General features: G+C 46.0%; 10 protein-coding genes. 5 read left to right on the top strand and 5 right to left on the bottom strand.

Features of this window, described 5'->3' with window-relative positions; all coding sequences use genetic code 11:
• Positions 1-44 precede the first annotated feature (44 nt).
• From GVN16_RS24795 to GVN16_RS24775, 5 genes are all read right to left on the bottom strand, one after another.
• Positions 45-467, bottom strand: coding sequence for an SRPBCC family protein (locus GVN16_RS24795; protein WP_166566667.1), 423 nt, complete (start codon positions 465-467; stop codon positions 45-47).
• 6 nt (positions 468-473) lie between these two features.
• Entirely contained in the window at positions 474-914 is a 441-nt protein-coding gene (locus tag GVN16_RS24790; protein ID WP_166566666.1) for a VOC family protein, read from the bottom strand.
• Between the two features lie 238 nt (positions 915-1,152).
• Entirely contained in the window at positions 1,153-1,437 is a 285-nt protein-coding gene (locus GVN16_RS24785) for a HigA family addiction module antitoxin (RefSeq protein WP_166566665.1), read from the bottom strand.
• Positions 1,438-1,491: 54 nt separating this feature from the next.
• Positions 1,492-1,989: a GNAT family N-acetyltransferase gene (locus tag GVN16_RS24780; protein WP_166566664.1), complete on the bottom strand. Its 498-nt coding sequence runs from the start codon at positions 1,987-1,989 to the stop codon at positions 1,492-1,494.
• A 63-nt stretch (positions 1,990-2,052) separates the two neighbouring features.
• The gene (locus GVN16_RS24775; RefSeq protein ID WP_166566663.1) at positions 2,053-3,282 is read right to left on the bottom strand and encodes an exo-beta-N-acetylmuramidase NamZ domain-containing protein; all 1,230 of its coding nucleotides are present in this window, start codon (positions 3,280-3,282) and stop codon (positions 2,053-2,055) included.
• A 216-nt stretch (positions 3,283-3,498) separates the two neighbouring features.
• On the opposite strand from GVN16_RS24775, the gene GVN16_RS24770 reads away from it, so the two are divergent.
• From GVN16_RS24770 to GVN16_RS24750, 5 genes are all read left to right on the top strand, one after another.
• The gene (locus GVN16_RS24770; protein WP_166566662.1) at positions 3,499-3,819 is read left to right on the top strand and encodes a DUF6660 family protein; all 321 of its coding nucleotides are present in this window, start codon (positions 3,499-3,501) and stop codon (positions 3,817-3,819) included.
• 104 nt (positions 3,820-3,923) lie between these two features.
• Positions 3,924-8,270, top strand: coding sequence for a CusA/CzcA family heavy metal efflux RND transporter (locus GVN16_RS24765; protein WP_166566661.1), 4,347 nt, complete (start codon positions 3,924-3,926; stop codon positions 8,268-8,270).
• A gap of 7 nt (positions 8,271-8,277) precedes the next feature.
• Positions 8,278-9,507 (top strand): efflux RND transporter periplasmic adaptor subunit, encoded by a 1,230-nt coding sequence (locus GVN16_RS24760; RefSeq protein ID WP_205748988.1) that lies wholly within the window; start codon positions 8,278-8,280, stop codon positions 9,505-9,507.
• A 38-nt stretch (positions 9,508-9,545) separates the two neighbouring features.
• Positions 9,546-11,504, top strand: coding sequence for a heavy metal translocating P-type ATPase (locus GVN16_RS24755; protein ID WP_166566660.1), 1,959 nt, complete (start codon positions 9,546-9,548; stop codon positions 11,502-11,504).
• 989 nt (positions 11,505-12,493) lie between these two features.
• Positions 12,494-14,860 (top strand): hypothetical protein, encoded by a 2,367-nt coding sequence (locus GVN16_RS24750; protein WP_166566659.1) that lies wholly within the window; start codon positions 12,494-12,496, stop codon positions 14,858-14,860.
• Positions 14,861-15,058 lie beyond the last annotated feature (198 nt).

The raw sequence follows: 15,058 nt of genomic DNA, 5'->3' as shown, positions 1-15,058 counted from the left end.
GAAAAGGAAAAGGAGAGTTCATCAGAATTCTCCTTTTTTAAATCTTACAATCCCGCCTCTACGTGCTTCTTGAAGTTATTCAGAATGGCCTGCCAGCCGTATTGCTGTAATTCCACAGAATTCTGACTCTCTGCTTCAAAAGACTCGGTCACGTGGGTAATGTCGCCTTCTGTTTCAAAAACGATCTTCACTTTTCTGCCGTCGCCAAGGGTATACTCGATGAGTTCATTCGTGATTACCTGGTCATAAACCGCCCCGAAATCGAAGCCCATACTTCCGTCTTTGGCTTCCATTCTGGACAACAGAGTGCCGCCCGGTCTCAGGTCGTTTTCGGCTTTTGTGGTGTGCCAGTCGTCAGAAGCAGCATTCCATTGGATAATATCTGCCGGGGTATTCCATTTTTCCCAGACTTTGGCCACAGGGGCTTCGATGCTGGTCTGAATTGTAATTACTGTTGGTTGTTCCATAGGTTATTATTGATTTTGAGCAAAATTAAACATCCAGTTGATTCCGTATTTGTCTGTGCAACTGCCATAATAGGCACCCCAGAACATATCCTGCAGCTCCATGGTCACGACTCCGCCTTCCGAAAGAGCGTCAAACAGCTGCTTCGTTTCTTCTCTTGAGTCCGGCTCAAGGTTAATGTAAACATTGTTGCCTTTGATCACCTGGAAACCCATAGTTTCCGGGGCATCGGTGGCCATCAGTTTGTGGCCGCCGAGAATGGTCAGCTCAACGTGCATCACGAGGTTTTTGTCTTCTTCAGCCATTGGGGGCATGTCATCTGAAGGCGGGATGTCTCCGAAACGGGAGATGCCGTCTCCGCCGAACTCTCCTCCGAAAACCGATTTGTAAAAATTGAATACCTCCTCCGTATTGCGGGGGAAATTAAGGTAGGTACTTACACTTGCCATTTTGTTGTCGATTGGTTTTAAATTGATAATTGTTATTTTAAATAGCTTTTTCACATGCCTCAACGGCCTGAAATCCAAAAGTAAATAAAATATTTTTATTTAAAATCAAATGATAAAATGCTTAGCAAAATATAATATTGCTTGCATTTATTGGCAGTTTAGTTAGACGTCTGCCCGCAGATATGCAAGGGCGTGTGCATCTGTAGGCAGACTATAAAAGAAGATTTTCGGTCGGTTTTCAGATGGCAGTAATACAATCCAGTTCGGTTTTCAGTACACTGAATCCTTCCTCAATATCATAATCATCCTGAAGACTTAGCCAGAATTTTGCGGTGGTTCCGAAGTATTTGGATAATCTAAGTGCGGTATCAGCAGTTATCCTTCTGTTTCCCCTCAGAATTTCACTTATCCTGGTTTGGGGGATGAAAATATCTTTGGCTAATCTCGAAGCTTTAATATTTAAAGGACTCAGGAATTCATTTTTCAGTACTTCTCCCGGGTGTATATTATTTAATCTTTTCATTGTGTTTTGAATTAAGATGTGGTGAAAATATTTTTTATAACACTCCGGGTTTAATTATAATTCCAAAGTATAAACCCAGTACCTTTTACCAAATCTTGGCTGAAGTTCTTTCAAGACCTTGAAACCGAGATGCTCATAAATGTGTCTGGCAGCATCCATGAAATCGGAGGTGTGCAGAGCAATGGTCTTTTCATTCGTTTTGCGGGCTTGTTCAATGCACAGCTCAGTCAGTTTTTTGCCTATGCCTTTGCCTGCATGTGCCGGGTGAACCCCTACCAGTCTGAGATAGCACCAGTCTTCCTGGAAAATGGGAGTGGGATTACCTTGCGGGATAAAATAAGCCATGCCGGTGATCTCCCCGTTTTCTTCACAGACAAAACAGGTGCCTTTAGCCAGAAAAGTCGAATAGGTATCGGCGTTTGATACATTGTCAGAGATGATCTGCCAATGTTCTTCGCTGAGGAGGTGTTTCAGCTGACCATAAGCACTCAGGCCGAGGGTCCTGAGTTGTTCAATGTCTTCGGCTGTTCCGGTCCGGAAGGTAGGGGGCATGGTTATTTTAAAAAATGATCCCCGTAAATACGATATTTACAGGGATCAGAATAAAGAGGTCAGTTACTTATAAATCACATATTTCTTCCGCATCGTCTTATATTGGGAAAGGCCCGGTTCCCATGAAGCCTGAATTTCAGCAACGGATTTGCCGGCTTCAATCTGTTTTTTGAAGTCGTAAACCCCCGCAAGAAAATCAATGTTCCCGATCTGTGTGCTGTACGACCTGTCGAAAAACTTATCTTTCTGAGGATAAGCCTCATACATGTCTTTCATCCACTGGATATTGATCCTTTTCGATTTTCTCAGTTTACTGATGTCGTAATTTCTGAAATCAATGCCGTAACAAGCCTGGTTCATGTGAAGCGGGGTTTCGCTCATTCCTTTCAGACTCACAGGGGTAAATGTAAACTCATATTTACCTTTCAATGCCGGGGCTCCCAACACCGTGAAAGGGAAATAGGTACCGCGTCCCTGGCTGAGGATCGTGCCTTCAAACAAACACATGGCAGGGTAGAGCATAATACTCTGCTGGGTATTGAGATTGGGTGACGGAGCCACAGGAAGGGTGTACTCCATGTCATGGGTATAATTTTTAACCGGGATGATCTTTAGTTTACAGGTTACTTTACCCGGCATCCAGCCTTCACCGTTGATCATCTGTGCAAATTCCGCGATGGTCATACCGTGTGCGATCGGAATAGGGTATTTACCTATGCCTGAAACCAGTTTCATGTCTAAAATCGGGCCGTCAACCAGGTAGCCGTTAGGGTTTGGTCTGTCGAGTATCAGCAGCTCCTTATTGAATTCAGCACAGGACTCCATCACGTCTCTCAGTACATTGATATAGGTGTAAAACCTGCAGCCTACATCCTGGATGTCAAATATCATAATGTCCACATCGGCCAGGTCTTCTTTGGAAGGCTTGCGTTTTTTTCCGTACAATGAAATGATCTGGATACCTGTGGCAGGGTCTTTTTCGTCATTGACCACCGCACCGTTGCTGGCATTGCCTCTGAAACCATGTTCCGGGCCGAATACCTTGACAATATTGATGCCGGCTGCTACGAGGCTGTCTACCAGGTGTTTTTTGCCGATGATGGTCGTTCTGTTGGCCAGGATACCCACCCTCTTGCCTTTCAGATAAGGAAGGTATTTTTCAGTTTGTTCTGCCCCGGTGATGATGGCTTTGGCAGGCAGGTTCGTGTCTTCCTGCTGAATGTTCTGATTTTTCAGCACAAATGAAGCACTTACAAAGGCCACACAAATAAGGATAAAAAAGGATTTCATCATTTAAATTTTGTTGTTAATAACGTGATTTGGATTAGTAAGCAATATAGCGTTTAATATTTATTTGCACAAAATCCGTGATTGTTCCATCTCATTAATTAGTCCGTTGGAAATTCTGCGTAGTAATAACCCGAATCAATAATTTAATAATCAGCCCCTTAAAAAAATAATCCCTTTTTGAAAACCTGTTGCACTTGTTTTTCATTTACATTTGCCGCTGTGAAATTATTATCTGTCATATTGTCCATGTACGTGCTTTTGCTCACATGTCTGCCCTGCGGAGATGCGAAGGATTGTACAGAGACGGTCAAAACGGACGTCGCACAGACTGACCATGACGATCATGAGGATACCGAATCCTGTTCACCTTTTTGTGTATGTGCCTGTTGCGGTACCAACATGAGTTTTGATTTTAATTATGGCGTGGCCGTTTCTGATCTCCTGCAGCCTGTCCTGACCCAGAAGGTGAAAAACAACCTGTACAACAACAACTTCGTTTCCGGCTTCTACGGAAACATCTGGCAACCGCCCAGGGCCTGATTATTGATTTTTTGCTGTTCATCATTTCGCCGGTATTTTAAAATGCCGGGAGAAAAACCGTATAGGCAGCACACTTAATTATTTCAGGCATAAATCCTTTACAAATGCTAGACAGAATCATTCAGTTTTCAATACAGAATAAGTTCATCATAGGCTTATTCACCGCGGCACTGATCCTCACCGGGATATACTCTCTGACCAGGCTGCCGGTAGATGCCCTGCCCGATATCACCAATAACCAGGTGCAGGTCATCACAACAGCTCCTACGCTGGCCACCCAGGAAGTGGAGCAATTTATTACCTATCCGATCGAGCAGGCAGTAAAAACCATCCCGAAGATCGTCGAGATGCGTTCTTTCAGCCGCTTTGGTCTGAGCGTCATCACCCTCGTTTTTGAAGAAAATGTAGACATTTACTGGGCCCGGCAGCAGATCGGTGAAAAGCTGAAAGATGCTGAGCGGCAGATTCCCAAAGGTGTGGGGGTGCCCGAACTGGCCCCCATCAGCACAGGTCTGGGCGAGATTTACCAGTACGTCATTTTTGCCAAAAAAGGTTATGAAAACCAGTACGATGCTTCAAAACTGAGGAGTATCCAGGACTGGGTCGTTAAACCGCAACTGCTCGGCACCAGCGGCATTGCTGAAGTGACCACTTTAGGCGGTAATCTGAAACAATATGAGATAGCGGTGGAGCCCTCGAGGCTGAAAAGCATGAACACCACCATCACCGAGATATTTGAAGCCCTCGAAAAAAACAATGAAAACACCGGGGGAGCATACATCGACAAACAGCCTTACGTTTATTTTATCCGGGCATTGGGTATGGTTAAGTCTATCCCCGACATCGAAAAAATAGTCGTTAAAAATAACAACGGCATCCCCATCCTGATCCGGGACGTGGCTACTGTGCGTGAAGGGTCCGCCCTGCGATACGGAGCAGTAACCAAAGACGGTAAGGGCGAAGTGGTAGGGGGAATGGTGCTGATGCTCAAAGGTGAAAACTCTTCGGCCGTTGTCAAAAGGACCAAAGAGAAAGTCGAACAAATCAAGAAATCATTGCCGGAAGGTGTGGAGATAGAACCCTTCATTGATCGCACAAAACTCGTCGACAGGGCCATTGGTACAGTGGAAACCAACCTCATTGAAGGGGCTCTGATCGTCATTTTTGTGTTGGTTTTGCTGCTGGGCAACTGGCGTGCAGGTTTGGTGGTGGCTTCTGTTATTCCTTTATCCCTGCTTTTTGCGGTCATTATGATGAACCTGTTCGGTGTCAGCGGCAACCTCATGAGTCTCGGGGCCATTGACTTTGGTCTGATCGTTGATGGGGCGGTCATCATCGTGGAAGCGGTCATTCACCGGCTTCATCAGAACAAAGAAGGCAGGCTGACCGCTCGGCAGATGGATGAGGAGGTCATGCAGGCATCCGTCAAAATCCGGAGCAGTGCTGCTTTTGGGGAGATCATCATCCTGATCGTTTATTTGCCGATCCTCGCTTTAGTGGGCACAGAAGGCAAGATGTTCAAGCCCATGGCCCAGACGGTTTCTTTTGCTATCCTGGGAGCATTTATTTTGTCATTGACTTACATCCCGATGGCTTCGGCTTTGTTCCTCAGCAAAAACATCAGTCATAAAAAGAACATTTCCGATAAGATCATTGACGCAGTTTACCGCATTTACAATCCGCTCCTGGTTAAGGCTTTACGTATAAAATCCATGGTGGTAGGCATTGCCGTTGTGATGTTCCTGGCCGCTTTGCTCGTATTCAGCCGTCTGGGCGGAGAATTTATCCCTACCCTGGAAGAAGGCGACTACGCCATCAACTTCAGAAATGCCGGGGGAAGTTCCCTTAACATGAGTATTGAAACCTCGACCAAACTGGAAAAAATACTCAAAAACAAGTTTCCGGAAGTGGTTGAAGTGGTATCTAAAATTGGTTCGGCGGAAATACCCACAGACCCGATGCCTATTGAGACCGGTGATCTGATTGTGATTCTGAAAGACAAAAAAGAATGGAAAACCAGCAAAGATTTCTACAAACTGGCCGACCTGATGAAAGAAGAAATGGAACAGATTCCCGGTGTCAGCTTTGAAATATCCCAGCCTATCCAGATGCGGTTTAACGAACTCATGACCGGGGTAAGGAGCGATGTAGCCATCAAGATTTTTGGGGAAGATCTTGAAAAACTGGCTGCTACGGCCACTACCACCATCGGTCTGATCGGGAATATTGAAGGCGTGGCCGATGTGAAAGCCGAGCAGATCACCGGGATGCCCCAGATTACCGTCCGGTATAATCCCGACAAACTGGCCCTTTACGGCTTAAACGTGGGTGACCTGAACAAGGTCGTCAGGACCGGTTTTGCTGGGGAAGCCACCGGTATTGTATATGAAGGAGAGAAACGATACGACCTCGTCGTACGTTTGGATAAGGATTTCAGACAGGACATTTCCGACGTTAAAAATATTTTCGTCAGTCTGCCGGAAGGTAACCAGATTCCGCTGGAACAAATCGCCGACATCAGTTTTGAGCAGGGCCCTGCTCAGATCAGCCGTGAAGAAGGCAGAAGAAGGATCGTAATCGGGCTGAATGTCCGCGGGCGTGATGTCAAGAGTGTGGTGAACGACATTCAGAAAAGGCTGGACACAAAACTTAAACTTCCGGAAGGCTATTATGTCACCTATGGCGGTCAGTTTGAAAACCTGGTTGAAGCCAATAAAAGATTGTCTGTGGCCGTGCCGATCGCCCTGGCCCTTATTTTCGTACTCCTTTATTTTACCTTTCATTCCGTCAGCCAGTCTTTGCTGATTTTTTCGGCCATTCCGCTTTCGGCCATTGGCGGCGTGTTTGCCCTTTGGCTGCGGGGCATGCCTTTCAGTATTTCGGCAGGCATCGGGTTCATTGCCTTGTTTGGTGTGGCGGTTTTAAACGGGATTGTCCTCATCGGGTATTTCAACCAGCTGAAGTCTGAAGGCTGGGATAATATTACAGAAAGGATCAGAGAAGGCACGAAAGTCCGCCTGCGGCCCGTGATTATGACGGCGGCGGTGGCCTCACTGGGCTTCCTGCCCATGGCCCTCAGCAACGGAGCCGGTGCCGAGGTGCAGAAACCCCTCGCCACTGTGGTCATCGGCGGGTTGATCTCCGCCACTTTGCTGACCCTGTTCCTTTTACCCATCCTGTACTTATTGATTGAAAAAGGCATTAAAATAAATAAAAAGGGAAGTGTGGCAACTGTTATGCTTATCGTTGCTTTGTTTTCAGGTGGCTCAGCCCATGCACAAACCACGACCTTGAATCTTCAGCAGGCCATTGACCTCGGCATCAGGAACAACAGCCTTGTAAAAGCAGAAGAATTGGCGGTTAAAATGCAGAACCAACTGAAACCGACGGCTTTTGAGTTGCCTAAAACCAATATCGAAGTCATGCTCGGGCAATACAACACCCGGAGTTTCGATCAGAATTACGGCATCTCCCAGAGTTTCAGTCCCTTCACTTTTCAGGCTAAAAAGGAGCTGATCAGGGAGAATATCAAAAACAGCGAGCTGAAACTGATGGCTACCCGGCATGACATTGACCTGCAGATCAGGCAGTCCTGGAATACATTGCTCTATCTGACTGCGGTCAACCACTTACTCCGGGAGCAGGATGACCTTCTGACGGAGTTTGTAAGGGCTGCCGGTTTAAAATTCAAAACAGGAGAAACCAACCTGCTGGAAAAAACCACCGCAGAAACCAAACAGCAAACACTTATCCAGGTGAGGAAGCAGAATGAAGGTTTTATCTTAAATGAAAAGACCAAACTGAAGACAATACTCAACCTGGCCGGGGATTTTGCTATTGCAGAGAATGAGTTTACTGCACTGAAATCCGTCATGGCCGACACCGCGTTTATCACAGAGAACCCAATGCTGCAACTATCCCTGCAGCATGTCAATGTAGCTGCTGCCTTTAAAAAGGCAGAGCAGGCACAAAGAAAGCCTGATTTTTCACTGGGTTATTTTGTGCAATCGCTCAGGGGAGTGCAGGAAGTAGGCGACCGTTCGATTTACTATAACGGAGCACCCAGGTTTCAGGGCATTACCGGGGGCATCAGCATCCCTGTTTTTGGAGGGGCCGGAAAAGCGAAGGTCAACGCAGCCGCTACGGACATCCTGGTACAACAGGAAAGGGCTGAATATCTCAGGAATCAGCTCAAAAGCGAACTGACCCGGCAGGTGCAGGACCAGCTGACCCACCAGTCGATGATAGATTATTATCTTAAAACGGCCCTGCCCAATGCGGAGGTCATTTCCAGAACAGCTACCGAAGCCTATCATAAAGGAGAGGCAGGCTATGTGGAGTACATGCAGGGGCTGGAAACGGTTCTGGATATCAGGAAGAACTATCTTCTGTCCATTTATAATTTTAATCAGAATGTCAACAATATCCGGTATTTGTTGAACACTAAATAACAGAACAATGAAAATCAAATTGATAGCAATAAAATTCAGGCTGGTAAAATATGTGGTGCTTCTGTTGACAGCGGGAGCCCTGCTGGCTTCGTGCAATAAAAAAAGTGAAGAAACCAAAGAAGAAGAACACCATGATCCTGAGGGTGTGGTAGAACTGACTGCCACCCAGGTGGAGGCTACTCAGATCATGTTCGGAAACTTTGAAAGAAAAAACCTGAGTGAGGTCATCACCGCCAACGGCTACACCAAGTCTCCCCCTCAGAACCAGGCCGATGTTTCGGTTTTTATGAGTGGAATCGTCAGGACGATCAGCGTCATTGAAGGGCAGTATGTCAAAAAGGGCCAGAGCATTGCCACTTTTCAGAGCCTGGAATTCAATAATATAAGACTGGAGAAAGCCAAACTGACGGAAGAACTTCTCTCAGAAAAAGCGAACCAGGATTTTCTTGAACTTGAATTTGCCCGTCAGAAAGAACTCAGTGAGCAGAATGTAACAGCCAGAAAAGGGTTTCAGAAAGTAAGTTCAGAACTTCAGGCGGTCACCGATAAGATCAAAATCACAAAGGAACAAATTGATATCCTGGACCAGAACCTCAGGATGGGAGGGAACGCCAACACCTCCGTCCTGGCCATTACAGCCCCTATTTCAGGCTATATCACCGATGTGAAAGTGAAGATAGGCAGCAGTATTTCTGCCAATTCGGTCCTGTTTTCCATTGTAGACAATTCCAAAATACACGTCGATCTGCTGGTGTATGAAAAAGACCTTTTCAAAATAAAGGAAGGGCAGAATGTGAGGTTTATCCTGACCAACCAGAGCAACCAGGAAATTCTCGGCAAGATTTTCAGTGTGGGGAAAGCTTTCCAGAATGAAACCAAGTCCGTTGCCGTACACGCCGACATCAATAACAAAAACTCAGGTCTGATTCCGGGTATGTATGTAAACGCCCTGATTGACATCGGGAAAAACGACGTAAACACCCTTCCTGTCGAAGCAGTCGTAAAATCCGGCGGAAAAGAATTTATTTTTGTCAGTTTTGAAGATGAACATGAGAAAGAAAAGGGTAACTTTCACTTCAAAAGGATAGAAGTCAAAACCGGCACTACCCAGCTTGGTTTTGTGCAGGTCACCCCACTTGAAGAATTGCCTGAAGGAACGAAAATCGTTATCAAAGGAACATTCTATCTGCAGTCGACGATGGACAGTGCAGCAGGAGGAGAAGAGCATTCACATTGATCAACGGGAAAACAGAAAAAGATAAAACAAATTACAAAATGTCAGATAGTTGTTGTTCTACAGAAGAGGCAGGGCATAAGGAGCATGATCACGACCACGACCATGATCACGATCATGGGGCTGAAGCAAAAGAAGGTCCTTTTAAGATATTTGTACCCGCCGTTATTAGTTTTGTCTTATTGTTGTCGGGTATCTTGCTCGATTATTATATTCAGCCTCAGTGGTTTACCGGATATGTCAGGCTGCTTTGGTTTGCTGTGGCTTATCTTCCGGTCGGTCTGCCTGTTTTAAAGGAGGCGGCGGAGGCCATCGGTAAAGGAGATGTTTTTACCGAGTTTTTCCTGATGGGCATTGCCACCATCGGGGCTTTTGCCATTGGTGAATACCCGGAAGGTGTGGCAGTGATGCTGTTCTATGCCGTCGGGGAGATTTTCCAGTCGCTGGCGGTAAGAAAAGCCAAGGGCAACATCAAAGCCCTGCTGGACCAGCGGCCCGATACCGTCACCATCATGGAAGGCAATGAGACCAAAACCATCAAAGCAGAAGCCACCAAAATCGGCAGTGTTGTGCAGTTGAAACCGGGTGAAAAACTCGCCCTTGACGGAGAACTGATTTCAGATACCGCCTCCTTCAACACCGCCGCCCTGACAGGGGAAAGTGTTCCCGATACCAAAAAAGCCGGCGACAAAGTGCTGGCCGGGATGATCAATCTCAATACTGTGAGCCTGGTAAAAGTCTCGACGGCCTACGCCGACAGCAAGCTGAGTAAGATACTGGAAATGGTGCAGAATGCTACCGCTCAAAAAGCCCCTACGGAACTGTTTATCCGGAAATTTGCCCGGATTTATACCCCCATTGTGGCTTTGCTGGCGGTTTTGATTTGTTTTCTGCCTTATTTCTTTGCGGAAGGCTATGTGTTCCGCGACTGGCTTTACCGCTCACTGATATTCCTGGTGATCTCCTGTCCCTGTGCACTCGTCATCAGCATTCCGCTGGGTTATTTCGGCGGGATAGGGGCCGCCAGCAAGCACGGTATCCTGTTTAAAGGCAGCAATTTTCTAGACATCATGGCGAACATTAAGAATGTGGTCATGGACAAAACCGGCACATTGACAGAGGGTGTCTTTAAAGTGCAGGAAGTGTTCATTAAACCCGGATTCGATAAAGACCAGGTCCTTCAATGGGTCAATGCCCTCGAAAGCAACAGCACCCACCCCGTGGCCTCGGCCATCAGGGAACACGTCGGGGAAGTGGACAGGGACATTGCCCTCGAGAAAATAGAAGAAATTGCCGGACACGGATTAAAAGCCGAAATAGAAGGCAAGTCCCTGCTGGTCGGCAATTTCAAACTCCTCGATAGATTTAAGGTGGATTACGATACGGATCACAATGCCATTGTTTACACGGTCATTGCCATTGCCCACGACGGTAAATTTGCCGGCTACCTGACCATTGCCGACAGCATCAAAACAGACGCCAAAGAAGCCATCCGCAGGCTGCACGCCATGGGTGTGAAAACCACCATGCTGAGCGGAGATAAAACCAACGTAGTCAGGTTTGTGGCAGAGCAGTTAGGCATTGATAAGGCCTTTGGAGATCTTTTACCTGAGGATAAAGTCAGTAAGGTCAAAGAAATCAAGAACAGTAACGAGTCAGTTGCTTTTGTAGGAGACGGTGTCAATGATGCCCCGGTGGTGGCTCTGAGTAATGCGGGCATCGCGATGGGCGGGCTCGGCAGCGATGCTACTATTGAAACCGCCGATGTCGTGATCCAGGACGATAAGCCGTCTAAAATCCCGGTAGCCATCGAAATCGGTAAAGAAACCAAAAAGATTGTCTGGCAGAACATCACCCTGGCCTTCACCGTGAAAGCCGCCGTGCTGATTCTCGGAGCCGGAGGCCTAGCCAACATGTGGGAAGCCGTCTTTGCTGATGTAGGCGTAGCCCTGCTTGCTATCCTGAATGCTGTCAGGATACAAAGAATGAAGTTTTCATAACTTGAAATTCAGCTCACCAATTGTTGTCTGCTAGTTTACGTTGAAGTAATGTAATTCTGCATTGGGCTAACGTAAAGATACGTTGGAGTGGTGTAAGTTTACGTTGGAGCGGTGTAAGTTTACTTTGGAGCGGTGTAAGTTTACGTTGGAGCGGTGTAAGTTTACGTTGGAGCGGTGTAAGTTTACGTTGGAACGATGTAGTTTTACATTGGAGCGGTGTAAGTTTACGTTGGAGCAATGTAAGTTTACGTTGGAGCGATGTAAGTTTACGTTGGAGCGATGTAAGTTTACGTTGGGGCGATGTAAGTTTACGTTGGAGCGGTGTAAGTTTACGTTGGGGCGATGTAAGTTTACGTTGGAGCGATGTAAGTTTACGTTGGAGCGGTGTAGTTTTACGTTGGAGCGGTGTAGTTTTACGTTGGAGCGGTGTAGTTTTACGTTGGAGCGGTGTAGTTTTACGTTGGAGCGGTGTAAGTTTACGTTGGAGCGATGTAAGTTTACGTTGAAGCGGTGTAGTTTTACGTTGGAGCAATGTAACTGGCAGTAATTGATCGTTTATGGCTGATGGTAATAAGGCTTTAGTAAATATCACATATCGTTTTTTAATGTTGTTCAGCCCGTGTCTGAAAGCCTGACCGCAGTCGAACAAAAGGCAAAATCCTGCATTTATTTGATTTTTTGATAAAATAGCTTCTTTTGGAATATAATAAAATAATCCGACCCTTTCCGGGGCTGTTTGCCGCTTTATTGGTTTGATAGCCAATAATTTAACGGATACCGTTTAATAAAAATGGAGATTTAAATTTGGAATAGTATAGATATAGGTCTAGTTTCAACTCCTGTTAATCAGAACCGGATCAATGAGGGGGCTGATTGTGTAATTTCTTTTCTCTGCTTTCAAATAGCCATTTATATTTTTTACAGAAACAATCTTTGTTTTTTAGAATTCGCTGAATTCCGGTTTCCTTAACTTTAAACTGAGTATGATCATGAAAACAAAACATCTTGCAATCTGCCTCTCGTTGTGTCTATGTGTTTTTATAGGGCAAATGTGTACATTCAACAAAAAACCAGTCTATGAAAGCGACCCTATAGTGGCATCCGGACACGGGGCACTGATAGGGCCGGATGGAAAAGAAGTAGTTTTGGAAGAATCTCAGATCGAAGCTGCACAGGAATATTTTATTGACAAACTGCTTAAGTCGGAATGGAAAAAAGACAGGAGAACAGAAGATTTGATCAAAAACAGCAAGAGGGATATTTACGACCTGGTGGATGATAAAATATTGGCCAATGCATTGTTTCTGGATGAATTGATTGATAAAATAAAGCCTGCAAGTGCGAATTTGTTATTGTCCATAAGTAATGGACTCAAAAGAAGATATGTCAATGATATCAGAAAAGAGAACAATGTCCTTAATAATACAACCCGGTGGTATGGAGGGATTAAGCCGGAAATTATCAAAAAACTGAACGACAGGGGAATAACGGTAAAGATGATCACTGTCAAAAGCGGTGAAGAGTATTGCAGGGAGTGTATTGCCGCAGGGGTACCGATCCCGAAAAATATGTATGGCCCCGAATGGCGTAATTTAGGAGAGATATCCGAAGAGTTTATTTCAGAATCATCAAGGGCAGAGTTGTTAATATATGAAAGTACAAATCCCAAAGGTGTTTGCCTGGCTTTGCCACGGTACGCGGCAGGGACTGATAATGCGACACTTTTTGGCGTGATCTGCCTTGGGACTGAAACCGGGAAAGTTTGCTTTTTTGATAACAATAATTTGAAAAAAGATGAAGTGGTTGATTTCAAACGGTGGCGGGGAGGGGCTAGTCTGGTTGGAGGCGATGTCTGCACCGACTGTCATGCCGGAGAGAATCCTTACGTTGTTCATCCTGAAAAAAGTGCATTTGCAGGAATTCTGGGAAGAATAAAATCTCCGGTATGGTATGACCCGATTGTGGCCGCAAGCTGGCCGCAGAATCCCGGTCCATCCAATATCCTGGATGGAGTCCCGTCGCCAGGGCGATGCAATACCTGTCATGTGGCAGGCAGTGCGGGTCGCTTTCCTGATGTTTCGGTGCAGCTGAGCGGATATTGCAGTGCAGTCCTTAAAAATGCTATCGGAGAACCGAATGCCTACAAAAGGACCATGCCGATGGGTGGGGGAAGTCTCAGTGCGTACCTAGCCCATATCGACGCTCTTAAAAATGCCTGCGGTGGTCCGCCTACCGGAGGCGGGGTGATTGTCGATAATACAACCCAAAAAGATCCTTCATTTATTTCTCCGCCCATTGTTATTGATCCTCTTTATCAATGTGCCACAGCTGTTTCTGTCAGGGGAGTGATTTTGGGGGCCACGGTAAAACTGTTTGTAAATAATGTTCCGGTAGGGATAGTTACTAACGCAAGAAATCCTGTTAAAACAGATTTTACAGGTCTTAACCCTCTGAGTGTAGGTGATGCTGTGACAGCCACCCAGGAGGTGGGAGGGGTGGTTTCAAGCCCTTCTGCAATGGTGAAAGTCCGTGATTATAAAGTGGATTTTCCTGCCGGATTGCCTCCCCCTGTTATAGATCCGGCTCTTGTATATGAATGTGCAGAGGTAATTTCCGTCAGGCATGTGCCGGGAGCAACCGTTACAGTGTTTACGAACGGAGGTTTTCCGGTCTCATTTGTCGGTAGTACTGATTGGACACTCATCCGGCCTGGTAAGGCACCATTCAATGTTGGGGATAAATTTACAGCACAGATTTCTTTGTGTACTGATAAAAGCCCTGTTTCAGGAGCCGCTGTGGCAGTTTCGGCACCGGCAACTTTACCCACACCTGTTTTTAACCCTGTTTTTACTTATAAAGATCAGGAGTTGGTTTCCTTAAGTTCCCTGGCCAACGGAGCTTTGACGACTGTAACGGTATCCGGAACGGCCAATGTTAAATTTACGACTTCCGTTTCGTGGTATTCAAATTTGGACATAGCCACTAAAATAGGCAGGAAACTGCAGGCAGGAGATGCCCTGACCGCGGTGCAGAAGTTATGTAATATCAAAAGCGGACCGGGAGGTACCCGTCCTACCCAGGATTGTGCTTCATTACCGGCTCCGGTGATTCAGCATCCATTGGTCGGGAATGATTTCGTGGTGGTAAGCAGTGCTGTACCGGGTGCAAGAATAATGGTTTATGATGCCAGTGGCAAAGAGATCGGAGACGGAAGCGGAACAATTGTTAAGTTAAGCAGGAAAATTACAGGAAACGATGTCATTACTGTCGTTCAGCAGGTCGGGGAATGCACGAGCAGCAAGGGATACAGAGTAAGTGTAAGAAATAATGGGGTCAATACATTAGCAAAGAAATGATAACTGTTCCTGGATCATTTTAAATCAGGAACAAGAAAAAAACCATGAAGCCGGACATTTCTGTCCGGCTTTTCACAGCTTTCAGCTTTGCGGATAAAGCATTTCTGTTAACAAATCAACCCTTTGATCGTATCTTTAATTATGGATGCCTGTCATGCCGGACAGGCTTTGTCCCGTCCGATCTGACCATCATGCCGG

Origin of the sequence: Emticicia sp. CRIBPO, from assembly GCF_009905725.1 — a bacterium.
GTDB lineage: Bacteria > Bacteroidota > Bacteroidia > Cytophagales > Spirosomataceae > Leadbetterella.
This window is presented reverse-complemented; position numbering and strand designations above follow the sequence as displayed.